This is a genomic window from Achromobacter deleyi (assembly GCF_902859705.1).
In the GTDB taxonomy this organism is placed as follows: Bacteria; Pseudomonadota; Gammaproteobacteria; order Burkholderiales; family Burkholderiaceae_B; genus Achromobacter; species Achromobacter deleyi.
This window is the reverse complement of record NZ_CADIJO010000004.1, coordinates 314,370-334,456: the sequence shown is the minus strand read 5'-3', so window position 1 is coordinate 334,456 and position 20,087 is coordinate 314,370. Positions and strand designations below refer to the sequence as shown.

The 20,087-nt window shown below is 68.0% G+C and carries 20 protein-coding genes and 1 riboswitch; of the genes, 9 read left to right on the top strand and 11 right to left on the bottom strand.

All coding sequences use genetic code 11. From position 1 onward, the window contains the following. Window positions 1-76: 76 nt before the first annotated feature. Window positions 77-1,897, bottom strand: coding sequence for a biosynthetic-type acetolactate synthase large subunit (gene ilvB / locus HV798_RS08670; RefSeq protein WP_175192254.1), 1,821 nt, complete (start codon window positions 1,895-1,897; stop codon window positions 77-79). A 93-nt stretch (window positions 1,898-1,990) separates the two neighbouring features. On the opposite strand from ilvB, the gene HV798_RS08665 reads away from it, so the two are divergent. After that, window positions 1,991-2,461 carry an Lrp/AsnC family transcriptional regulator gene (locus tag HV798_RS08665; RefSeq protein ID WP_025141110.1) on the top strand — a complete coding sequence of 157 codons (471 nt, stop codon included), beginning with the start codon at window positions 1,991-1,993 and terminating at the stop codon, window positions 2,459-2,461. Between the two features lie 13 nt (window positions 2,462-2,474). On the opposite strand, the gene HV798_RS08660 is transcribed toward HV798_RS08665, so the two are convergent. Further along, the gene (locus tag HV798_RS08660) at window positions 2,475-3,395 is read right to left on the bottom strand and encodes a bestrophin family protein (RefSeq protein ID WP_175192255.1); all 921 of its coding nucleotides are present in this window, start codon (window positions 3,393-3,395) and stop codon (window positions 2,475-2,477) included. Window positions 3,396-3,499: 104 nt separating this feature from the next. On the opposite strand from HV798_RS08660, the gene HV798_RS08655 reads away from it, so the two are divergent. Continuing rightward, a complete protein-coding gene (locus HV798_RS08655) occupies window positions 3,500-4,024 on the top strand; it encodes an SET domain-containing protein (protein ID WP_175192256.1) in 525 nt (174 codons plus the stop codon). 443 nt (window positions 4,025-4,467) lie between these two features. Next, window positions 4,468-4,621: riboswitch (FMN riboswitch) on the top strand. A 111-nt stretch (window positions 4,622-4,732) separates the two neighbouring features. After that, window positions 4,733-5,452 (top strand): 3,4-dihydroxy-2-butanone-4-phosphate synthase, encoded by a 720-nt coding sequence (gene ribB, locus HV798_RS08650; RefSeq protein ID WP_175192257.1) that lies wholly within the window; start codon window positions 4,733-4,735, stop codon window positions 5,450-5,452. Between the two features lie 88 nt (window positions 5,453-5,540). Here ribB and HV798_RS08645 read toward each other — a convergent pair whose 3' ends face one another. Beyond that, the gene (locus tag HV798_RS08645; RefSeq protein WP_175192258.1) at window positions 5,541-6,752 is read right to left on the bottom strand and encodes an MFS transporter; all 1,212 of its coding nucleotides are present in this window, start codon (window positions 6,750-6,752) and stop codon (window positions 5,541-5,543) included. 150 nt (window positions 6,753-6,902) lie between these two features. Here HV798_RS08645 and HV798_RS08640 point away from each other — a divergent pair, with 150 nt between their 5' ends. Then, window positions 6,903-7,589, top strand: a complete 687-nt coding sequence (locus HV798_RS08640; protein ID WP_175192259.1) for a TetR/AcrR family transcriptional regulator — start codon at window positions 6,903-6,905, stop codon at window positions 7,587-7,589. Between the two features lie 81 nt (window positions 7,590-7,670). On the opposite strand, the gene HV798_RS08635 is transcribed toward HV798_RS08640, so the two are convergent. The 6 genes from HV798_RS08635 to HV798_RS08610 all read right to left on the bottom strand — a co-directional run bounded on the left by HV798_RS08635 (window position 7,671) and on the right by HV798_RS08610 (window position 12,172). After that, window positions 7,671-8,168 carry a nucleoside 2-deoxyribosyltransferase gene (locus HV798_RS08635; RefSeq protein ID WP_025141116.1) on the bottom strand — a complete coding sequence of 166 codons (498 nt, stop codon included), beginning with the start codon at window positions 8,166-8,168 and terminating at the stop codon, window positions 7,671-7,673. A gap of 6 nt (window positions 8,169-8,174) precedes the next feature. Then, window positions 8,175-8,744 (bottom strand): flavin reductase family protein, encoded by a 570-nt coding sequence (locus HV798_RS08630; protein ID WP_175192260.1) that lies wholly within the window; start codon window positions 8,742-8,744, stop codon window positions 8,175-8,177. A gap of 16 nt (window positions 8,745-8,760) precedes the next feature. Next, window positions 8,761-9,222, bottom strand: coding sequence for a nuclear transport factor 2 family protein (locus tag HV798_RS08625; RefSeq protein ID WP_025141118.1), 462 nt, complete (start codon window positions 9,220-9,222; stop codon window positions 8,761-8,763). A gap of 189 nt (window positions 9,223-9,411) precedes the next feature. Continuing rightward, window positions 9,412-10,023 (bottom strand): NAD(P)-dependent oxidoreductase, encoded by a 612-nt coding sequence (locus HV798_RS08620; RefSeq protein ID WP_175192261.1) that lies wholly within the window; start codon window positions 10,021-10,023, stop codon window positions 9,412-9,414. Window positions 10,024-10,147: 124 nt separating this feature from the next. Beyond that, window positions 10,148-11,074, bottom strand: coding sequence for a 2-dehydropantoate 2-reductase (gene panE / locus HV798_RS08615; RefSeq protein ID WP_175192262.1), 927 nt, complete (start codon window positions 11,072-11,074; stop codon window positions 10,148-10,150). A 183-nt stretch (window positions 11,075-11,257) separates the two neighbouring features. Next, window positions 11,258-12,172: a VTT domain-containing protein gene (locus tag HV798_RS08610; RefSeq protein WP_175192263.1), complete on the bottom strand. Its 915-nt coding sequence runs from the start codon at window positions 12,170-12,172 to the stop codon at window positions 11,258-11,260. A 416-nt stretch (window positions 12,173-12,588) separates the two neighbouring features. On the opposite strand from HV798_RS08610, the gene HV798_RS08605 reads away from it, so the two are divergent. From HV798_RS08605 to HV798_RS08585, 5 genes are read left to right on the top strand one after another with little or no spacing between them, the layout of a single operon-like run. Continuing rightward, on the top strand, window positions 12,589-13,623 hold the full coding sequence (locus HV798_RS08605) for a BMP family protein (protein ID WP_025141122.1): 1,035 nt from the start codon (window positions 12,589-12,591) through the stop codon (window positions 13,621-13,623). Then, window positions 13,620-15,149, top strand: coding sequence for an ABC transporter ATP-binding protein (locus HV798_RS08600; protein ID WP_175192264.1), 1,530 nt, complete (start codon window positions 13,620-13,622; stop codon window positions 15,147-15,149). Before HV798_RS08605 ends, HV798_RS08600 begins: the two co-directional genes overlap by 4 nt. A gap of 34 nt (window positions 15,150-15,183) precedes the next feature. Next, complete coding sequence (locus HV798_RS08595; RefSeq protein ID WP_025141124.1) at window positions 15,184-16,257, top strand: ABC transporter permease; 1,074 nt, start codon at window positions 15,184-15,186, stop codon at window positions 16,255-16,257. A 10-nt stretch (window positions 16,258-16,267) separates the two neighbouring features. Further along, on the top strand, window positions 16,268-17,218 hold the full coding sequence (locus HV798_RS08590) for an ABC transporter permease (protein WP_025141125.1): 951 nt from the start codon (window positions 16,268-16,270) through the stop codon (window positions 17,216-17,218). A 16-nt stretch (window positions 17,219-17,234) separates the two neighbouring features. Then, window positions 17,235-18,515 (top strand): amidohydrolase family protein, encoded by a 1,281-nt coding sequence (locus HV798_RS08585; RefSeq protein WP_025141126.1) that lies wholly within the window; start codon window positions 17,235-17,237, stop codon window positions 18,513-18,515. 22 nt (window positions 18,516-18,537) lie between these two features. Here the strand turns inward: HV798_RS08585 and HV798_RS08580 are convergent, their stop codons facing one another. Together HV798_RS08580 and HV798_RS08575 are read right to left on the bottom strand one after the other, a co-directional pair. Next, window positions 18,538-18,924 carry a RidA family protein gene (locus HV798_RS08580; RefSeq protein WP_175192265.1) on the bottom strand — a complete coding sequence of 129 codons (387 nt, stop codon included), beginning with the start codon at window positions 18,922-18,924 and terminating at the stop codon, window positions 18,538-18,540. Further along, window positions 18,921-20,084: an NAD(P)/FAD-dependent oxidoreductase gene (locus HV798_RS08575; protein WP_175192266.1), complete on the bottom strand. Its 1,164-nt coding sequence runs from the start codon at window positions 20,082-20,084 to the stop codon at window positions 18,921-18,923. Before HV798_RS08575 ends, HV798_RS08580 begins: the two co-directional genes overlap by 4 nt. Window positions 20,085-20,087: the final 3 nt, after the last annotated feature.

The window sequence follows — 20,087 nt, the reverse complement described above, 5'->3', positions numbered from 1 at the left end:
CGGCCGCCCGGCCGCCCGAAGGCCGGGCAGCCCCCTCGGGGGGCAGCAAGCGCGCGAAGCGCGTGCGGCGTGGGGGTCAACCCTCCTCCTGGTACCAGACGCCTTCGGCCAGCATCATCTTTTGGTGGCCGTGGCCGGCGGGCATCATGGGGAAGCAGTTTTCCTGGGCGGTGACCGCCACGTCCAGGAAGTAGGGGCCATCGTGCGCCAGGCACTCGGCCAGCGCGGCGTCCAGCTTGGCCGGGTCGTCCACCCGGGCTGCGCCCCAGCCGAACGCACGTGCCAGCGCCACGAAATCGGGCAACGACGCGTTGTAGCTGTGGCTGTAGCGGCCGCCGTGGATCAGCTCCTGCCACTGGCGCACCATGCCCATATAGCCGTTGTTGCACAGCACGACCTTCACGGGCGCCTGGTGCTGCATGGCCGTGGACAGTTCCTGGATGTTCATCAGCACCGAGGCGTCGCCGCTGACGCACACCACCGTCTTGTCGGGATGCGCGATCTGCGCGCCGATCGCGGCCGGCACGCCGTAGCCCATGGTGCCGGCGCCGCCGGACGTGAGCCAGCGGTTCGGCTGGTCAAAGCGCAGGTACTGCGCCGCCCACATCTGGTGCTGGCCGACGTCGGTGGACACGATGGCGTCGCGGTCTGCCAGCGCCGTATTCAAGCGTGACATCAGGTGCTGCGGCAGGATCGCATCGGCGGCCGGCGTGTAACCCAGGCAGTCCTGCGCGCGCCAGGTTTGCACCCGCGCCCACCAGGGCGCCAGGCGGGCCGGGTCCAGCGGCGTGTCGCCCAGTTCGGCGTGCAACGCGCGCACCAGCGGCAGGCAATCGCCCACCAGCGCCACGTCCACCCGCACCACCTTGTTGATGGATGCCGGGTCGATGTCGATGTGGATCTTGCGCGCATGCGGGCAGAATTCGGACAGCTTGCCCGTGATGCGGTCGTCAAAGCGGGCGCCGATGCACACCACCAGATCGGAATTGTGCATGGCCAGATTGGCTTCCACCGTGCCGTGCATGCCCAGCATGCCGACAAACTGCGGATCGGACGCCGGAAACGCCCCCAGGCCCATCAGCGTCAGCGTGCAGGGCGCACCGCTGGCGCGCACCAGCTCGGTGAACGCCGCGCAGGCCTCGGGGCCGGCATTCACCAGGCCGCCACCGCCGTAGAAGATCGGCCGCTTGGCCTGGGCGATCAACGCGGCCGCGCGGCGCACGGCCGATTGCGGCAGCTTGGCCGCCAGCTTGCCCGCCTGGCGCCGGGCGCGCAGCGCGGCCAGCTTCTGCTGCGACGGCGCATACGAGTCATCGTCGGCATCGCGCGGCACCGCCAACTGCACGTCTTTGGGAAAATCGAGCAGCACCGGACCGGGCCGGCCCTGGCGCGTCAGTTCGAAGGCGCGGGCGGTCACGGCCGCCACGTCGTCCACCGCGCGCACCTGCGTATTCCATTTGGTGACCGACCGCGAGATGCCGATGGCGTCGCATTCCTGGAAGGCGTCGGTGCCGATGGCCGCCGTGGTGACCTGGCCGCTGATGCACAGCACCGGGATCGAATCGCACATGGCATCCAGCAAACCGGACGTGGTGTTGGCCATGCCGGGGCCGGACGTGACGAACACCACCCCGGTACGGCCGGTGCTGCGGGCGTAGCCCTCGGCCGCATGCACGGCCGCCTGCTCGTGGCGCACCAGCACATGGCGCAGGCGCGGCTCGGCGTACAAGGCGTCATACAGCGGCAGCACAGCCCCGCCGGGATAGCCGAAGACGGTATCCACCCCGTGCGCAATCAGCGTATCGAGCAGAATCTTGGCCCCGTTGGCAGGGGGCAGTTCAGGGGCGGCAAGCGCGGTGACGGCGGAGGGGTGCAGGCGATCGTTCATGCTATCCATCTTAGGGGCAAGTCCGAAGAATTTTTATCTTCTTTTCCACGGATTGCCGCCAAACGCAGTAAATTTGTCTGCAAATCGGAGGGATTGAAGAAAATGAACCTGGACAAGTTTGATTTGGCGATTCTGCGGGTGCTGCAAGAGAATGCCCGCGCCAGCCTGAACGACATCGGCGCCGCCGTCGGCCTGTCGTCCACCCCATGCTGGAATCGGATCAAAAGAATGGAAGCTGCCGGCGTCATCCGCGGCTACACGGTCGACATCGACCCGGCCAGCCTGGGCTTCATGGACACCGTCATCGTCCACGTCACCCTGGAAAGCCACAGCGAAGAAACGCTCTATGAATTCGGCCGGGCGCTCGCCCAGATCCCCGAAGTGCTCGAAGCCTTCCTGGTCTCTGGCGACTACGACTACTACATCCGCATCGCCGTGCGCGACACCCGCGACTACGAACGGCTGCTACGCGAACAGCTCTACCGCATTCCCGGCATCCGCCACAGCAAATCCTGCTTCGTATTGCGCCGCCTGAAGGAAACCATGCTGCCCCTGACCGGACCGGCCACCTGAGCGGGCCCCGCCCTCAACGCAACACGTAATCCACCGGCTTGGCCGGCTCGGGCAGCGGCCGCACGCCCAGCCCTTCCAGCAGGTCCGTCTCGATTACCCGGGCCAACGCCGACAGCGGCAGGTCGTTTTCCTCGAGCCCGAACGGATCTTCCAGCTCGTCGCCCAGCGCGTCCAGCCCGAAGAACGTATACGCAATGATCGTCACCGCCACCGGCATCAGGTATTCCAGCGTGCCCACCAGCCCGAACGGCAACAGCAGACAGAACAGCCACGCCGTGCGATGCAGCAGCAGCGAATACGCAAAAGGCGAGGGCGTGAACTTGATCCGCTCGCAAGCCGCCTGGATCGCCGCGCACTGCGCCACCCGCTGCGTCAGCCCCTGGTAAAGAATGTCGCTCAGTTCCCCGCGCCGCAGACAGGCCGCCAGGTCCCGGTTGATCGCCATCAGCAGCGCGTCCGGCACATTGCGGCAACCGGCCAGCGTCTCCAGCTCGTCCGGCTGCACCCACGGCTGCACCGCCGCCACCATGTCTTCATCGCGCAACCGCGCCGCCAACGCATAGCCAAAGCCAATACAGCGCCGCACCAGCCTTTCCTGCAACGGATTCGCCGTGCTCGCCGCCAGCAGCACCGCGCTTTCACGCGCCAGGCTGCGCGCCTGCACAATCAGGTCGCCCCACTGCTTGCGCGCTTCCCACCAGCGGTCATAACAGACGTTGTTGCGAAACCCCATGAACACCGACAACGCCAGCCCGAACAGCGAAAACGGCACCGCCGACAGATGCGTCGGCGAAAACCATTGCCGGTGGTACATCCACACCACCACGCACGACAGCAGCGTAATGACAAGAATCCGGCTCAAGATGCGGGGAATGATGGAGCCGCGCAAAACAAAGAACAGAGCCAGCGCGGAAGGACGCGGACGGACAATCATGGTGCGTATCGGTAAGAAACAAGGCGGCGCTCACTATACGCCTGTCATCCCGTCATAAGCACGCCGATATAATTCTGTTTCGTCTCACCGCCCACCCGCCGCCAATGACCACCGAAGACACCCCCATCAAGCCCTGGCACGTCGTGCGCCGCTCCAAGCTGCACGGCAACGGCGTCTTCGCCGCCCGCAAGATTCCCGCTGGCACCCGCATCATCGAATACGGCGGCGCCCGCATCAGCGCCAAAGAAGCCGACCGTCGCCACCCCACCAACCCCGACGATCCCTTCCATACCTTCTTCTTCGCCCTGAGCTCCGGCCGCGTCATCGACGGCGGCGACGAAGGCAACGACGCCCGCTGGATCAACCACTCCTGCGACCCCAACTGCGAAGCCCAGGAAGGCAAGCACGGCAAACGCGTCTACATCGTCGCCCTGAACGACATCCCGCGCGGCACCGAACTGTCCTACGACTACGGCCTGGTCCTGGACGGCCGCATCACCAAGGCCCTCAAGCAAGGCTACCGCTGCCTGTGCGGCACCCCCCCGTGCCGCGGCACGATGCTGGCCCTGCCCAAGAAAAAGAAAAAGAAAGAACCCGAGCAAGAAGCCACGCCGCAAGCCGCGGAATAAATCCGGCCCCGGGAACACCACCACGCTGCCGCCGCAAGGACGGCAGCCTACCCCGCAAGATCCTCCACCCCCACCAGCCCTTGGCTAGAACGCCAAGCACACCCCCCGCCCCAACAACCTCCAGGCTGAAACCGATCGAGCCCGGGGCGGCGGGGCCTTGGGGTGCGCGGGGCGTGTAGATGCGCCCGAGGGAATCTGAAGGGAAGGCCGAAGGCCTGGACGAAGATGACGAAGGGGGGGGCCGCCGAGGCCAGTCCGGAGCGAAGGCTCCGGACCGCAATCGTAGCCCCGCGCACCCAAGGCCCAGCCGCCCCGGGCGTCAACAGAACCCCGCCCGACGCAAGCAGCCATCAATCCCCGATACCCATACTGCCCATAAGCATATTCTTCCCCCCTTCGAAGACAGGCGTAAAATCAAAAAGTCGTGAAAAACACGACAAGCAGTACGTCTTCAGGGCGGGGTGCAATTCCCCACCGGCGGTAAGCCATGCAATGTGGCAAGCCCGCGAGCGCCCGGCGTCCACCAGGACACCGGGGTCAGCAGATCTGGTGAAATGCCAGAGCCGACGGTCATAGTCCGGATGAGAGAAGATGTGCCGTCACATAACCAGCTGCCCGGGCCGCCAAGCGCCTGGCCAGCGGCTTTGCGTTCGGCTGTCCAATAGCCCTGAAACGTTTTTCGCCCACTTAATCCGCGAGAGCGTTTCAATGTCCAACACCATCGTCACCCAGCAGTCCGCCATCCCCAGCCTGGCTTCCCAGCCCTTCGCCGTGCGCCTGCAACGCGCCCTGCATCACCTGCGCCTGGGCCGTCCCGTCATTCTCATGGATGACTTCGACCGCGAAAACGAAGCCGACCTCATCGTCGCCGCCGACAAGCTCACCGTGCCCGTCATGGCCCAGCTCATCCGCGACGGCAGCGGCATCGTCTGCCTGTGCCTGCCCGGCGAAGTCCTTGACCGCCTTGACCTGGCCCCCATGGTCCAGCGCAACCAGAGCCGCTTCGCCACCGCCTTCACCGTTTCCATCGAAGCCCGCGAAGGCGTCAGCACCGGCGTATCCGCCGTCGACCGCGTCACCACCATCCGCGCCGCCATCTCGCCCACCGCCCAAAGCGAAGACATCGTCAGCCCCGGCCACGTCTTCCCCCTGCGCGCCCAGGCCGGCGGCGTGCTCACCCGCCGCGGCCACACCGAAGGGTCCGTCGACCTCGCCACCCTGGCCGGCCTGCGGCCCGCCGGTGTGCTGTGCGAACTCATGAACGCCGACGGCACCATGATGCGCGGCGCCGCCCTCGAGCGTTACGCCGCCCAGCATGGCCTGGTTGCCCTGACCATCGCCGAACTCGCCGACCACCTGCAACGCCTGCGCGACGGCCAGGCCGAAAGCATCGACGACCAGGTCCTGGAAATGGCCGCCACGGTCTGACGAAAAACGGCGCCCGCACAAGCGGGCGCCGTCAACGACGCATCAAGCCACGCGCGGCCACATCAATCGTCGGCCGCCACCCCTCTTGCTACGGAGCCGCCACCCGGCCCCGCAAGGCCATGGCCACCGCCACCGCGCCCAGCGCGCACGCGCCCCCCATCGCATACACCGCACCGTAGCCTTGATAGCCGGCCAGCCATCCGGCCAACGGGCTCGCGATGCCCAGCGCCACGTCCAGGAACGCCACGTACGCCCCCATCGCCGCACCACGGCTTGCCGCCGGCACCCGCCGCACCGCCTCCACCCCGAACGCCGGGAAGGCCAGCGAATAGCCCGCGCCGCTGAGCAACGCACCCGCAAACGCCCAGACCGGCGTCGCGCTCGTCCAGATCAGCCACTGGCCCACCGCCTCGATCAGCACGCACACCAGCGCCACCCGCGCGCCGCCCAGCTTGTCAGGCAAACCGGCAAAGAACACCCGCGCCAGAATGAAGCCGCCGCCGAACAACGTGAACATCCACGCCGCGCCGCTCCAGCCGCGTTCGGCGAACAGCAGGCTGATGAACGCCGTGATCACCCCGAAACCCACGCTGGTCAGCGCCAGGCCCAGCCCGGGCAGCAGCACCAGCCCCAGCACCCGGTAGAACGGCGTGCGCACGCCACCCGCCGCGCGCACACCGCGTTGCGGCAGCACCAGCGCCAGCGCCGCCACCGGAATCAGCACCGTCGCCCAGGCGATGCCGCCAAAACCCGCCGCACCGAACAATCGCATGCCAGCCGGCGCCCCCAGGCCGAATGCGGCGTAGATCGCCACGCCCACCCAGGCCATCACGCGGCCCGCGTTCTGCGGCCCCACACGGCCCACGCCCCAACTCAGCGCGCCAGTGACGATCAGGCTTTCGCCGCAACCCATGATGGCGCGGCCGGCCATCAACGCGGCCAGCGCGGCCTGGGGCTGCTGCTGCGCCAGGCCATCGGCCAGCAGATAGAACAGGCCCGCAAGCGAGCCCAGCAGAAAGCCCACCACCACCGCAAGCTTGGCGCCGCGGCGGTCTGCCAGCGACCCCGAATAGGCCCGCGACAGCAGCGCGGCTGCGAACTGCATGCCGGCCACCACGCCCACCATCAGCGCGCCTTGCGCCAGCACGCCGTCCACATATAGCGGCAGCACCGGCATCGGCAGGCCCACCATGAAAAAGCCGACGAAGACCGCCAGCGCCAGCGGCAGTATCTGCATGAAAACGGGGCGCGCGACCCCGCCGGCCGCGGGCATAGCCCCGGCCGTCGATGAATTCGACATAGGTATTCCTTGAAAGGGAGAAGTGCAGCGAGATGCCTGGCCGCCGGAATCGGCGATGGCATAATCCGCCAGTACAGGGCGGACTCAAGCTGCCTGCCAGAAATTTTATGAGCCAACGCTCAGGTTTGAAACTCGCTTTCCCCGAACTCCATGACCAGCATCCCGCAGCCCCGTAAATCGCCGCGCCAGCAGCGGTCGCAGCAGACGGTCGAGACCATTCTGCAAGCGACAGCTCGCGTTCTGGCCGAACATGGCTACGCCGGCACCAATACCAACCTGATCGCCGAGACGGCGGGCGTCAGCGTCGGTTCGCTGTACCAGTACTTTCCCAACAAGAATGCGCTGATCGCCGCGCTGCACGACCGCCACGACAACCAGATGCTGGATGTCATCGACCAGGCGCTGCTGGGCAACCCGGCAGCCACCCTGCGCGAGCGCGTCGCGGCCATCGTCGGCGCCTCGCTGCATGCGCATCTGCTCGAGCCCGCGCTGCACCGCGTGCTGGAACGAGAATTCCCGTTGTTTGACCAGCCGCGCGACCACAGCCGCGCCGACCAGGACATCCATCGGCGCATGCGCCACCTGCTGGAATTGCACCGTGCCGAAATCGCGCAACACGATCGCGAACTGGCCACCTACGTGGTGCTGCGCATCATCGAATCGCTGGTGCATGCCGCTGCGCTGGAACCGCCGGCCGGCTTCACCCCGGCGCAGCTGGAACAGGCGGTGGTGGATGCCGTGATGGGTTACCTGGGCACGCCGCAGGCGGCGGCCCCGGCTAAGCCGGCCCGCAAGACGGCAGGCAAGGCCGCGCGCGGCGCCAAGGCGCAGGCCTGAAACCCGGCCTGACACTCGGCCTGGCACCCGGCGGGCGCATCGCGCCGCCCGCCACCCTTATTCATGCGGGATCTTGCCGGGCTACGCCCGCGCCATGCGGGCCAGGCAATCGGCAGCGTCGCCCACCACGATGTGCGCGCTGCACGCCAGCATCAGGTTCAAGTTCATGCCGAAGTCTTCGACCGTGAACCCTTGCGCGTCCACGGCGCGTGAGGCGTCGTCGGCCGCCACGCCCACGGCGGACTGTTCGAGCAGGCTGCCGGCCTGCGAGGTATAGCCCCATACCGGCTTGCCGCAGGCGATTGCGTAGCCGACCTCGAACGCCGTACCGGAATCGGGCTCGGCGCCGCGGAAGGGGTTCAGGTTGGCCATGACCAGGTCGGCCCGGCGGATCATTGCCACGTTGGCGCGGTAGATCCATTGCGCCAGCGGCGCGCCGGCCAGGCCGGGCGGTGGCACGTTGTCCAGCGGGTACAGGCCTTCGAAACCGTAGGTAGCCACCAGCGCCTTGAGCCGCTGGCCGTGCGCCACGGCATCGGGCAGGAACACGTCGAAACCGGCCAGGTAGACGCGGCGCATGGCGGGTTATTCCGGGTCGGTAACGGTGAACGCTTCGCCGGTGGCGAAGAACGAGCCGCCCGCCAGGTAGTGCACGGACCGGCGCGCATCATCGTTGAAGTGCCAGCGGTTGCCCGAAAACACATCGGGCGCGGCCCACGCGGCCACGACTTCGCCGATGAACAGGTCGTAGGCCTGCTGGTTGTGGGGCTCGGGCACGACCTTGCATTCCAGCCAGCCCAGGCAACCCTCGACCAGCGGCGCGCCGATCTTGCTGGCGGCAAAGGTGGACAGGCCCGCGGCCTTGAACTTGTCGGCGTCAGTGCCCGAATGCGACCCCACCTGCAAGGTGGCCTGCGCCTGGGCGCGCGACGGAATGCACAGCGCAAATTCACCCGAGGCCTCGATCAGCTTGCGGGTGTAGGTGTTCTTGTCCACCACCACCAGCATCTTGGGCGGGCTGAAATCCAGCGGCATGGCCCAGGCCGCGGCCATGACGTTGCGCTCGCCACCGTGCGCGCTGGTGACCAGCACGGTGGGGCCGTGGTTCAGCAGCAGGTAGGCGCGGGGCAGGTCGACGGGTTCGATGGCGGACATGGGGGGCCTGTGAAAACTAGAACATGCCGTTCTTGTTGGCGGGGTTTTCCGGGATTTCCTGGCTGACGTCCCAGTGCTCGACGATCTTGCCGTTTTCGACGCGGAAGATATCCACCACGGCCTGGCCGCGGTCTTCGGGCGATTCTTTCCACAGGTTGTGGATGACGACCAGGTCGCCTTCGGCGATCACGCGCTTGATGTCGACCGTAGCTTGCGGATGCTGTTCGAAGTAATGGGGGAAGAAGTCCACCATGGGTTCGACGCCGTCGCGCATGTAGGGGTTGTGCTGCGTGTAGTTGTTCTTGGCGACGTACAGGCGCACCGCCTCGTCGATCTCGCGGTCCTGGAACATCATGCGGAAAAACGCCACCACGATGTCCTTGTTCGACTGCGGGGCGGCCGCCTGCGCCGGCGCAACCGCCAGGCAGCTGGAGGCCAGCAGCATACAGAGGGCCAGCGATTTCAACTTCATGCTCATACAACTACTCGGGTCGTGACGCCTGGTGGCGGCCTGCCAGTTTACAAACAAATGGGGACCATTCGACCCTACTGGCAGCGCGGCATTGGCGCAAAACGAAGCCCCCTTGGGGCGCAAGGGGGCAACGGGGCGGCGGCTATCGCGCGCAAACAACACTGGCGGCGACGCCGCCGAAATCGCTTGCCCGGGTCAGTAGCCCACGGTAAAGCGGCGGCGCGAGTGCTTGGGCGTCTCGATTTCGTCGGCCAGGGCGATGGCGTAGTCTTCCATCGAGATCCAGCTCTTGCCGTCATCGTCGGCCAGCAGCGAGTCGTCGCCGATGCGGAAGGTGCCGGTGCGCTCGCCGGGTTCGAACAGCGCCGAGGGCGACAGGAACGTCCAGTTCAGCACTTTTTCCTGGCGCAGCGTATCCAGGAACACGACGCCCGCACGGGCCTCGGGCTTGTAGGCGTCGGGGAATTCGGGGGTGTCGATCAGCATTTTGCCGGGCGCCACTTGCAGGCTGCCTGCACCGCCCACCACCAGCAGGCGCGGCACGCCGGCGTCTTTCACGGCGGCCAGCAGCGGCTTGGCGTCGGCCGACACGAAGCGCGAGGCGCTGACCACGGCGTCGTGGCCCTTGAGCAGCGGGGTCAGGCCTTGCGGGTCGGTGGCGTCGCCCTGCTGGATGGTCAGGCCGGGCTGGGGATTGACGTCGCCCAGGTTGCGGGCAATGCCCGTCACCTGGTGGTCACGCTTGAGCAATTCGTCTGCCACGCGCGAACCGACGCGGCCGGTAATTCCGATCAATGCGATTTTCATGGTCTTGCTCCTTGGAAGGTTGGACAAAGCCATACTATTCGGCCAGATCGGTTCCAGGAACTCACGGAGACGGAAGAGTTTTTTGCATTCCGTGCACCAATGAGCCCCTGGCGGCCCGGCCGTATCAGGTCGCGGCGCGCTGCGCCTGATACACCTGCAGATGCGCGTAGGCCGTGCGCAGCGTGGTGGCGTCCACGCCCAGCGTCTGCGCGCGGCGCACCATGTCGCCGACGATGTGGTCGGCCTCGACTGGCAGGCCCTGGCGCAGGTCGCGGAACATCGACGCGGTCATGGGCTGGGTCGGATCGGTCAGGATCTTGAGCGCGGCGGCATCGGCATCGGGCCGCACCGCGTGGCCGCTGGCGGCCGCGACCGACTGCGATTCGCGCAGCAGGCCGCGCACGATGTCGGCGCCGTCATTGGTGGACACGATCTGGCCGACGGTGCCGCGCATCAGGCAGGTGGCGGCGGCCAGGGTGGTCAGGAAAACGTATTTTTCCCAGATGTCCTGGTGGATGTCTTCGCTGAGACGGCTGACGTATTCGCCGCCGTCCAGGGCGTCAGCCAGGGCCGTGCAGCGGGCGCTGCGGGCCGGGCCCGCGCGTTCGCCGAAGACGATGCTGGCGTGCTTGCCCAGGTGGATGACCTGGCCTTCGGCGCCCAGCGTGGCGTTGATCTGGCACAGGCCGCCCAGCACCCGGTGGGGTTCGAATTCTCGGTCCAGCACGTCGTACTGCAGCACGCCGTTCATGATGGGCAGCACGGCGGTGTCCGGCCCCACGGCGGGGCGGATGGCGTCGATGGCGCTTGGCAGGTCGTAGGCCTTGCAGCTGAGCACCACCACGTCGTAGAAGCCTTGCAGCGTGTCGGCGGTGGCCAATTGGGGTTGCAGCGTCACATCGCCGAACGGGCTCTGGATGCGCAGCCCCTGTTCGCGCAGCCGCGCCGCGCGGGCCTCGCGCACCAGGAAGGTCACGTCCGCGCCCGCCTGGGCGGCGCGTCCGCCGAAATAACCACCGGTGCCGCCGGCACCCAAGAACAACAACCGCATGCCTGTCTCCTGTGCCCGTCGGAAGCGCGGGCCGATAGCGAAATTATGCGCCCGGGACGGCATCCGGCGCAGGGCCGGCCGTGCAGGCTGCCCACGGCCCGGACAGGCGGGCGGCGGGTCAGGCGGGTGTCAGGTGAAATGACCGTGGCGCGGCCCCGGCCGGCCCCGAAGGCCCCGGGCCGGTCAGGCAGGGTGGATGTGCCGCACCCAGGCCTCATAGCCGCCGCGCAGGGCCCAGGTATTGGGATAGCCGGCAGCCCGCAGGCGCGCGGCCAGCATGGCCGCCGAGACCTCGTTGGGGCAGGCGCAATAGACCACGATGTCGGCGGCCTGCGCATCGGCCGCCAGCGCCGGCAAGGGCGCGCGCAGGTCGACGGCGATCGCGCCGGGGATGCGGTCGGCCTCTTGCTGCGCCTCGGGCCGGACGTCGAACACCAGCGTGTTGCGGCCGTCCTGGCGCCACTGCATCAGTTCGTCGACCGACAGCCGCGGAATCACGCGCAGGTTGCGCTTGAGCACCCAGCGGCGCAGGCCGCGCGCCGTGATGTACAGCGCCAGCACCGCCGCCAGGATGGCCAGCCCCATCGGGCCGTAAGTGCCCAGCACGTCCAGCACATCGTTGACGACGCTGTGGAACAGGCCGCCCAACAACAGGGCAGAGCCCGCCCAGATCAGGGCGCCGACCAGGTCGTAGGCCAGGAAGCGCCGGTAGGGCGTATTGGTCAGGCCCGCCATGACGGTGGACAGCGCCCCCGCGCCAGGCAGGAACTTGCACACCAGCAGGGCGCGCACGCCGATGCGCAGGTACAGCCGCTGGGTCTGGCGGATGCAGGAATCCTGCGACAGCGACAGCTTGCAGACCACGCCCAGCAGCCGCGAGCCATAACGCCGCCCGGCCACGTACCAGAGCGTGTCGGCCAGCAGGCAGGCGACGGTGGCGGCCAGCCAGGGCGTCAGCCAGCCGCCCGCGCCGGCCAGGGCGCCCGCGGCGATCAGCATGGGGTAGGCGGGCACGGGCAGCCCGGCCTGCTCGACCAGCACGTTGGCGAACACGAGCCACCCGCCGTACTGCTCGAGCAGCAATTGAATGTCTTGCATGGTGTTTTCCGGCTTGCCGCGCCCAGCGCGGCTCTTTGCTGGAATTTTAGGCTTCTGCCCAGCCCGCGGACGCTCAAGCGGACCGCAACAGGCTGTTCCAGCACGAAAGTGTCCACGCCCCGCGACGGTGCGCACCATCTTGGTGCCACCTTTCCCCGCCAGGGTGCCTATAATCCCGCCCGGCCATCAGGATTCCCCCGACTTGCCGCGGGAATGCCCCATGGCATACAACTTGCTTCGCCAGGACTGGCTGCGAACCCGCCCATTCGGATGGGGCGCGCTGCCCCGGCAGCCCCCCTTCCGATGACCGATCCCACGCCTTCGTTTCCGCCCGCCCACGCGTGCCGCGCCGCGACGCCCGGACATCGCCGCCTTTCTCCCCATTCCCTTTCCATCCCCGCGAAGGAGCCTTCCGCATGAAATCCTTTTCCCTCCCGGCTGCAGGCGGCATTGCCCGCCGCGGCCTGCTCAAGCTGGCCGCGGCAGCCGCCGCCGGCGCGCTGCTGTTCTCGGGCGCTGCCCAGGCGCAAGCGCCCGCCAAGCTCAAAGTGGCCGCCATCTACACGGTGCCGGTCGAGCAGCAATGGGTGTCGCGCATCCACAAGGCGCTGACCGCCGCGCGCGACCGCGGTGAAATCGACTACACCTTCTCGGAAAACGTCACCAACGCCGACTACGAACGCGTCATGCGCCAGTACGCCGAGCAGGGCAACAAGCTGGTGGTGGGCGAAGCCTTCGCCGTGGAAGCCGCCGCCCGCAAGGTGGCCAAGGACTATCCGCAGACCGCCTTCCTGATGGGTTCTTCGGGCAAGCCGCAGCAGCCCAACTTCTCGGTGTTCGACAACTACATCCAGGAACCGGCCTACCTGACCGGCATGATCGCCGCCGGCATGAGCAAGACCGGCAAGATCGGCCTGGTGGGCGGCTACCCCATTCCTGAAGTGAACCGCCTGATGCAGGCGTTCATCGAGGGCGCCAAGGAAGTGAACCCCAAGACCGAATTCACCGTGACCTTCATCGGTTCGTGGTTCGATCCCCCCAAGGCCAAGGAAGCCGCCTTCGCCATGATCGACAAGGGCGCGGACGTGCTGTACGCCGAACGCTTCGGCGTGTCGGACGCCGCCAAGGAACGCGGCAAGCTGGCCATCGGCAACGTCATCGACACCCAGCCGCAGTACCCGGAAACCGTGGTGGCCTCGGCGCTGTGGAGCATGGAGCCCACCATCGACGAAGCGCTCAAGCAGGTCAAGGGCGGCACGTTCAAGGCGGCGGATTTCGGCCAGTACTCGCTGATGAAGTACAAGGGTTCGTCGCTGGCGCCGCTGGGCACCTTCGAAAGCAAGATCCCGGCCGACCTGATCGCCAAGGTGCAGGCCAAGCAGAAGGCCATCCTGGACGGCAGCTTCACGGTGCAGGTCGTCGACAAAGAACCCAAGTCCTCGGCACGATGAACCAAGCGCCTCTCGCCCTGCGTCTTGCGGGGATCACCAAACGCTTCGGCAGCCTGACGGCCAACGATGATGTCTCGCTGACCCTCGCGCAGGGCGAGGTGCTGGCCTTGCTGGGCGAGAACGGCGCCGGCAAATCGACCCTGGTGTCGATTCTGTTCGGCCACTATGTGGCCGACGCCGGCAGTATCGAAGTCTTCGGCCAGCCCTTGCCCCCCGGCCGGCCCGACGCCGCGCTGGCGGCGGGCGTGGGCATGGTGCACCAGCACTTCACGCTGGCCGACAACCTGACCGTGCTGGACAACATCATGGTCGGCACCGAATCGCTGTGGAAGCTGGCGTCCGGCCGCGGCCAGGCGCGCCGCCGCCTGGTCGAACTGGGCCAGCGCTTCGGCCTGGGCGTGGACCCGGATGCGCGCGTCGGCGGCCTGTCGGTCGGCGAGAAGCAGCGCGTCGAAATCCTGAAGGCCCTGTACCGCGGCGCCAAGGTGCTGATCCTGGACGAGCCCACCGCGGTGCTGACGCCCCAGGAAGTGCAGGACCTGTTCGCAACCCTGCGCGGTTTCGTGGACGAGGGCCTGGCCGTCATCTTCATTTCGCACAAGCTGGACGAAGTGATGGCCGTGTCGCGCCGCGTCGCGGTGCTGCGCCAGGGCAAGCTGGTGGCCGAACGCGACACCGCCGCCACCACGCCGGCCGAATTGGCCGAGCTGATGGTGGGCCGCAAGGTCGCCATGCCGCACGCCGAAGCGATGGCGGCGGCCGGCCAGGCCGCGCCGGTGGTGACGCTGTCGCAAGTCACCGTGCGCGACAGCCGCGACGGCGCGCCGCGCCTGGACAGCCTGGACCTGGTCGTACACAAACACGAGATCGTGGCCATTGCCGGCGTGGCCGGCAACGGCCAGCAGGCGCTGGTGTCGGTGCTGACCGGCCTGCGCCTGCCGTCGGACGGCACCATCCGCCTGGGCCCCGAGCATGCGGCCGCGCCCACCACGCCGGCCGGCTGGACGACGGCACAAGTGGGCCGCATTCCCGAAGACCGCCACGGCGAAGGCGTCATCGGCGACAGCCCGCTGTGGGAAAACGCCATTGTCGAAGACCTGAAGGACCCGCGCTTCGCCCGCTACGGCGTGGTGCGCGCCAGCGCCGGCCGCGCCTACGCGGCAGCCCTGGCCAAGCAGTTCGACGTGCGCGCGGCCTCGCTGGACGTGCGCACCCGCAGCCTGTCGGGCGGCAACATGCAGAAGCTGATCCTGGGCCGCACGCTGGCGCGCGAACCGCGCCTGATCGTTGCCGACCAGCCCACCTGGGGCCTGGACATCGGCGCGGTCGCCTACGTGCGCGAGCAGCTGCTGGCCGCGCGTCGTCGCGGCGCGGGCATCCTGCTGGTGTCCGAAGACCTGGAAGAAATCTTCGCCCTGGCCGACCGCATCGCGGTGCTGTGCGGCGGCAAGCTGGTCGCGGTCAAGCCCGTCGGCCAATGGACGCCCGCCACCGTCGGCCTGGCCATGACGGGCACGCGCGCGTGACGCGCCGCGCCCTTACTCATTGAGCATTTCTAGAATGAAACTGACCCTGGAACGCCGCCCCGAGCCCAGCCGCGCCGCGCTGGCCCTGGCGCCTATCGCGGCCATCCTCTTCACCCTGGCCATCTGCGCGCTGCTGGTGGCCTGGGCGGGCGCGCCCGTCGGCCGCACCTACGCGCTGCTGTTCGAAGGCGCGTTCGGCTCGCGCTTCGCGCTGTCCGAAACGCTGACCCGCGCCACGCCGCTGATGCTGACCGGCCTGGCCTGTGCCGTGGCGTTTCGTGCACGCTTCTACAACATCGGCGCCGAAGGCCAGCTGTACCTGGGCGCGCTGGCGGCCGTGGCCGTGGGCGGCATGCATGACGGCACGGGCTTTGACCTGCCGCTGCCCGTGCTGTTCTCCGGCATGATGCTGGCCGCGGCGCTGGCCGGCGCCTTGCTGCTGCTGATTCCCGCCTTGCTCAAGACCCGCCTGGGCGTGGACGAGGTGGTCACCACGCTGCTGGGCAACTTCATCGTGCTGCTGTTCGTGTCGATGATGCTGGATGGCCCCATGAAGGACCCGATGGCCATGGGCTGGCCGCAGTCGGTGGCGCTGAACCCCGACCTGGAGCTGGGCAAGCTGATCGAACGCACCCGCGCCCATACCGGCCTGCTGTGGGCCGCCGGCCTGGCGCTGGGACTGTGGCTGCTGAACCGCTACACGGTGTTCGGCTTCCAGATGCGCGCGGTGGGCGCCAATGCGCATGCGTCGCGCTTTCTGGGCCTGCCGGTCAGCCGCGTCATGCTGGGCACGGCCATGCTGTCGGGCGCGCTGGCCGGGTTGGCCGGCGCCATCGAAGTGGCGGGCCGCACCGGCTATGTCACGCTGGACATGTCGCCGGGCTATGGCTACACCGGCGTGGTGGTGGCCATGCTTGCCGGGCTGCATCCGCTGGGCGTGATCCTGGCCAGCATCTTCGTAGCCGGCATGCTGGTCGGCGCCGACAGCATGAGCCGCGCCATTGCCGTGCCGAACTACATCGCCGACGTCATCGTCGCCACTTCGTTGCTCGCCATGCTGGTCGCGACGCTATTCGCGCAGTACCGCCTGCGCCGCCACCGGGCTTGAGGAGCACGCCATGGAATGGATGGACCTGTTGAGTTCCGCGGCCTTCTGGGTCGCCGTGTTGCGGCTGGCGACGCCGCTGATCCTGGGCACGCTGGGCGTGCTGCTGTGCGAACGCGCCGGTGTGCTGAACCTGGGCATCGAAGGCATCATGGCCGCCGGCGCCTTCACCGGCTGGCTGGTGGTGTACCTGGGCGCGCCGCTGTACGTGGGCGTGCTGGCGGCCGCGTTTGCGGGCGCCGTGTTCGGCCTGCTGCATGCCGTGCTGACCGTGCCGCTGGGTTTGTCGCAGCACGTGTCCGGCCTGGGCGTGACGCTGCTGGCCACCAGCCTGAGCTACTTCGCCTACCGCGTCACGTTTCCCAGCGTGAACACGCCGCCCACCATCACGCCGTTCGCGGAAATGAAGTTCCTGGATGGCATTCCGCTGATCGGCCCGGTACTGGCCGGCCAGACGCCGATGACGCTGCTGGCGCTGGCCGCCGTGCCGATCCTGGCCTGGGTGCTGAACCGCACGCCGGTCGGCCTGGCCATCCGCATGGTGGGTGAAAACCCCGCCGCCGCCGAAGGCCAGGGCCTGTCGGTCACGCGCTTACGCATGGGCGCCATCGTGGCCGGCTCGGCGCTGATGGGCGTGGCCGGCAGCTTCCTGACGCTGGCGGCGTTCAATGCGTTCTTCTTCAATATGGTCAATGGCCGCGGCTGGGTCTGCGTGGCGCTGGTGGTGTTTGCCTCGTGGCGGCCCGGCAAGGCGCTGCTGGGCGCGCTGATCTTCGCGTTCTTCGATGCGCTGCAGCTACGCCTGCAGCAGGGCGGGGCGGCCTTGCCGGGCCTGCCCGAACTGCCGTATCAGGTGTACCTGATGCTGCCCTATATCCTGTCCATCCTGGCCCTGGTGGTGATGGCGCGCCGCGCCGCCTACCCGCAGGCCCTGATGAAGCCCTACCGCAAGGGCGAACGGTAATCCACAAGGTGTGACTATGCTCGATCTCATCATCAAGAACTGCACGCTGCCCGACGGCCGCCAGAACATCGACATCGGCGTGGCCCAGGGCCGCATCGCCGCGCTCGAACCGGCGCTCAAGGCCCAGGCAGCCCAGACGATAGACGCCGCCGGCCAGCTGGTCGCGCCGCCGTTCGTCGATGCGCACTTTCACATGGACTCCACCCTGTCGTTCGGCCTGCCGCGCGTGAATCAGTCGGGCACGCTGCTCGAAGGCATCGCGCTGTGGGGCGAGCTCAAGCCGCTGCTGACGCAGGAAGCACTGGTGGAACGTGCGCTGGCCTATTGCGACTGGGCCGTGGCCCGCGGCCTCCTGGCGATTCGCTCGCACGTGGACGTATGCGACCCGCGCCTGCTGGCCGTGGAAGCGCTGCTGCACGTGCGCGAAAAGGTCAAACCCTACCTGGACCTGCAACTGGTAGCCTTCCCGCAGGACGGCGTGCTGCGCGCGCCCGGCGCGCTGGACAACCTGAAGCGGGCGCTGGACATGGGCGTGGACGTGGTGGGCGGCATTCCCCACTTCGAACGCACCATGCAGGACGGCGCGGAATCCGTGCGCATCCTGTGCGAGCTGGCCGCCGAACGCGGCCTGCGCGTGGACATGCACTGCGACGAAAGCGATGACCCGCTATCGCGTCACATCGAGACGCTGGCGTATCACACGCAGCGCCTGGGCCTGCAGGGCCGCGTGACGGGTTCGCACCTGACGTCCATGCATTCGATGGACAACTACTACGTGTCCAAGCTCATCCCGCTGATGCGCGAGGCCGGCGTGTCGGCGATTGCCAACCCGCTGATCAACATCACGCTGCAAGGCCGCCACGACACCTATCCCAAGCGCCGCGGCATGACACGCGTGCCCGAGCTGCTGGCTGCCGGCGTGCCGGTGGCCTTCGGCCACGACTGCGTGATGGACCCCTGGTACAGCCTGGGTTCGGGCGACATGCTGGAAGTGGCGCACATGGGCCTGCACGTGGCCCAGATGACCGGCCAGGACGCCATGCGCGCCTGTTTCCAGGCCGTGACGGCCACGCCGGCCGCCATCCTGGGCCTGGACGACACCGGCCTGGCCGTGGGCAAGCGTGCCGACCTGGTACTGCTGCAAGCGCGCGATCCGGTCGAAGCGCTGCGCCTGCGCGCCACGCGCCTGATGGTGCTGCGCGCCGGCAACGTGGTGGCGACCACGCCGCCGGCCACCGCCACGCTGAACCTGCCCGGCCGTCCGGCCCAGGTCAGCTTCCAGACGCCGGCTCGCTGACCCTGCTGCGGGCCGCCCCGGATCAGGCTTCCGACACCGGCCCGCCAACGTACCCCGGCCGCTTGGCGGCCGTGACGATGATCTCGACCAGCAGGTCGGGCGAGGCCAGCTTGGCTTCGCAGGTGGCGCGGGTGGGCAAGGCATTGGCCGGCGCCCACTCGGCCCACACGGCGTTCATGCCGGCGAAATCCCGGTCGATATCCTTCAGCCAGATCTGCACCGACAGCAGCCGCGTCTTGTCGGTGTCGGCCTTGGCCAGGTAGCCGTCGATCTTGGCCAGCGCGTCGCGCGTCTGTTCGGTAATGCCGCCGGCCGCCGACGAGGTGACGCCGGCAACGTACACCGTGTCGCCGTGGATCACGATGCGGCTCAGGCGCTGGTTGGAGTCCTTGCGCACGATATCAGTCATGGATGCTGCTCCTTGGGGGATGAGGCCGGCGCCTGCGCGGCGCTGGCGAAACGATCAATGGCGAAGGGCACGATCGGAAGATCGGTCGCCCCGGTAGTGATCAGGTCGGCCATGATACGGCCCACGATGGGGCCCAGCTCGAAGCCGTGTGCCGAAAAGCCGAATGCATGGAAGGCGGTCTCGTGACGCTGGCTGCGGCCGATGACAGGAATTTCATCGGGCATGGCGGCTTCGATGCCGGCCCAGCCGCGGTTCACCACCGCGCCGCGCATGTGCGCAAACAGATCGCAGACGGTACGCGCGCCTTCGGCCAGCGAGCGGAAATCCAGCTCGGTCCATTCCGCGTCGCGGTCGACCCAGGCGCGGCGGCCGCCGCCGATCAGCACCGTGCCGTTGGCCCGCTGCTTGAACGACAGCGGACGGCCGGTACCCAGCACCACCGCATCCAGGAAGTGATCCATGCGCAGCGTCACCAGCATCATGGGGCTGATGGCGACGAGCGGCACCGGTTCGCCCCAGTCGGCCGCCACACGGTCGGCCCAGGCGCCCGCGCAATTGAGGATCTGCGGCGCGGTGTAGACCCCGGCGTCCGTCTCGACGCGCCACTGGCCGGCTTCGCGTGCGGTGCGCTGCACCCGTACCCCTTCCAGGAAACGCGCACCCAGGCTGGCGGCCTTGCGGCGAAAGGCCAGCGTGGTGCGGTAGGGGTCGGCGGCCGCGTCCTCGCGTGCGATCAGGCCGCCGTGAACGGTAGGCGCCAGCGCCGGAATCATCGTGAGCAGATCCTCACGGGATATCCATTGCTCGTGGGTGTAGCCATGTGATTGCATCGTGGCCAGCCGCTCACGCAGCGTGGCCGCGTCCGCCTCGTTTTCGGCCACGCGCACCTGGCCGTGCTGTTCGAAGCCGCAATCGTCGTCGACCAGCTCGCCGATGCGATACCAGAGCTCGCGCGAGGCCAGCGCCAGCGGCACCTCGGCCAGATGCCGCGCCAGCGTGCGCACGCCGCCCGCATTCACGCCGGACGCATGGCGGCCGACGTAGTTCTTTTCGATCACCAGCGCCGGCACGCCCGCACGCGCCAGGTGCAGAGCAGCCGAACTGCCATGCAGGCCGCCGCCGATGATGATGACCGCGGCCGACCGGGAAGCGTCCGTCATGTC

Excerpts from the sequence above, each read along its gene's own strand:
- ilvB (WP_175192254.1), bottom strand. The coding sequence starts at position 1,897 with ATGGATAGCATGAACGATCGCCTGCACCCCTCCGCCGTCACCGCGCTT.
- HV798_RS08665 (WP_025141110.1), top strand. The coding sequence starts at position 1,991 with ATGAACCTGGACAAGTTTGATTTGGCGATTCTGCGGGTGCTGCAAGAG.
- HV798_RS08660 (WP_175192255.1), bottom strand. The coding sequence starts at position 3,395 with ATGATTGTCCGTCCGCGTCCTTCCGCGCTGGCTCTGTTCTTTGTTTTG.
- HV798_RS08655 (WP_175192256.1), top strand. The coding sequence starts at position 3,500 with ATGACCACCGAAGACACCCCCATCAAGCCCTGGCACGTCGTGCGCCGC.
- ribB (WP_175192257.1), top strand. The coding sequence starts at position 4,733 with ATGTCCAACACCATCGTCACCCAGCAGTCCGCCATCCCCAGCCTGGCT.
- HV798_RS08645 (WP_175192258.1), bottom strand. The coding sequence starts at position 6,752 with ATGTCGAATTCATCGACGGCCGGGGCTATGCCCGCGGCCGGCGGGGTC.
- HV798_RS08640 (WP_175192259.1), top strand. The coding sequence starts at position 6,903 with ATGACCAGCATCCCGCAGCCCCGTAAATCGCCGCGCCAGCAGCGGTCG.
- HV798_RS08635 (WP_025141116.1), bottom strand. The coding sequence starts at position 8,168 with ATGCGCCGCGTCTACCTGGCCGGTTTCGACGTGTTCCTGCCCGATGCC.
- HV798_RS08630 (WP_175192260.1), bottom strand. The coding sequence starts at position 8,744 with ATGTCCGCCATCGAACCCGTCGACCTGCCCCGCGCCTACCTGCTGCTG.
- HV798_RS08625 (WP_025141118.1), bottom strand. The coding sequence starts at position 9,222 with ATGAGCATGAAGTTGAAATCGCTGGCCCTCTGTATGCTGCTGGCCTCC.
- HV798_RS08620 (WP_175192261.1), bottom strand. The coding sequence starts at position 10,023 with ATGAAAATCGCATTGATCGGAATTACCGGCCGCGTCGGTTCGCGCGTG.
- panE (WP_175192262.1), bottom strand. The coding sequence starts at position 11,074 with ATGCGGTTGTTGTTCTTGGGTGCCGGCGGCACCGGTGGTTATTTCGGC.
- HV798_RS08610 (WP_175192263.1), bottom strand. The coding sequence starts at position 12,172 with ATGCAAGACATTCAATTGCTGCTCGAGCAGTACGGCGGGTGGCTCGTG.
- HV798_RS08605 (WP_025141122.1), top strand. The coding sequence starts at position 12,589 with ATGAAATCCTTTTCCCTCCCGGCTGCAGGCGGCATTGCCCGCCGCGGC.
- HV798_RS08600 (WP_175192264.1), top strand. The coding sequence starts at position 13,620 with ATGAACCAAGCGCCTCTCGCCCTGCGTCTTGCGGGGATCACCAAACGC.
- HV798_RS08595 (WP_025141124.1), top strand. The coding sequence starts at position 15,184 with ATGAAACTGACCCTGGAACGCCGCCCCGAGCCCAGCCGCGCCGCGCTG.
- HV798_RS08590 (WP_025141125.1), top strand. The coding sequence starts at position 16,268 with ATGGAATGGATGGACCTGTTGAGTTCCGCGGCCTTCTGGGTCGCCGTG.
- HV798_RS08585 (WP_025141126.1), top strand. The coding sequence starts at position 17,235 with ATGCTCGATCTCATCATCAAGAACTGCACGCTGCCCGACGGCCGCCAG.
- HV798_RS08580 (WP_175192265.1), bottom strand. The coding sequence starts at position 18,924 with ATGACTGATATCGTGCGCAAGGACTCCAACCAGCGCCTGAGCCGCATC.
- HV798_RS08575 (WP_175192266.1), bottom strand. The coding sequence starts at position 20,084 with ATGACGGACGCTTCCCGGTCGGCCGCGGTCATCATCATCGGCGGCGGC.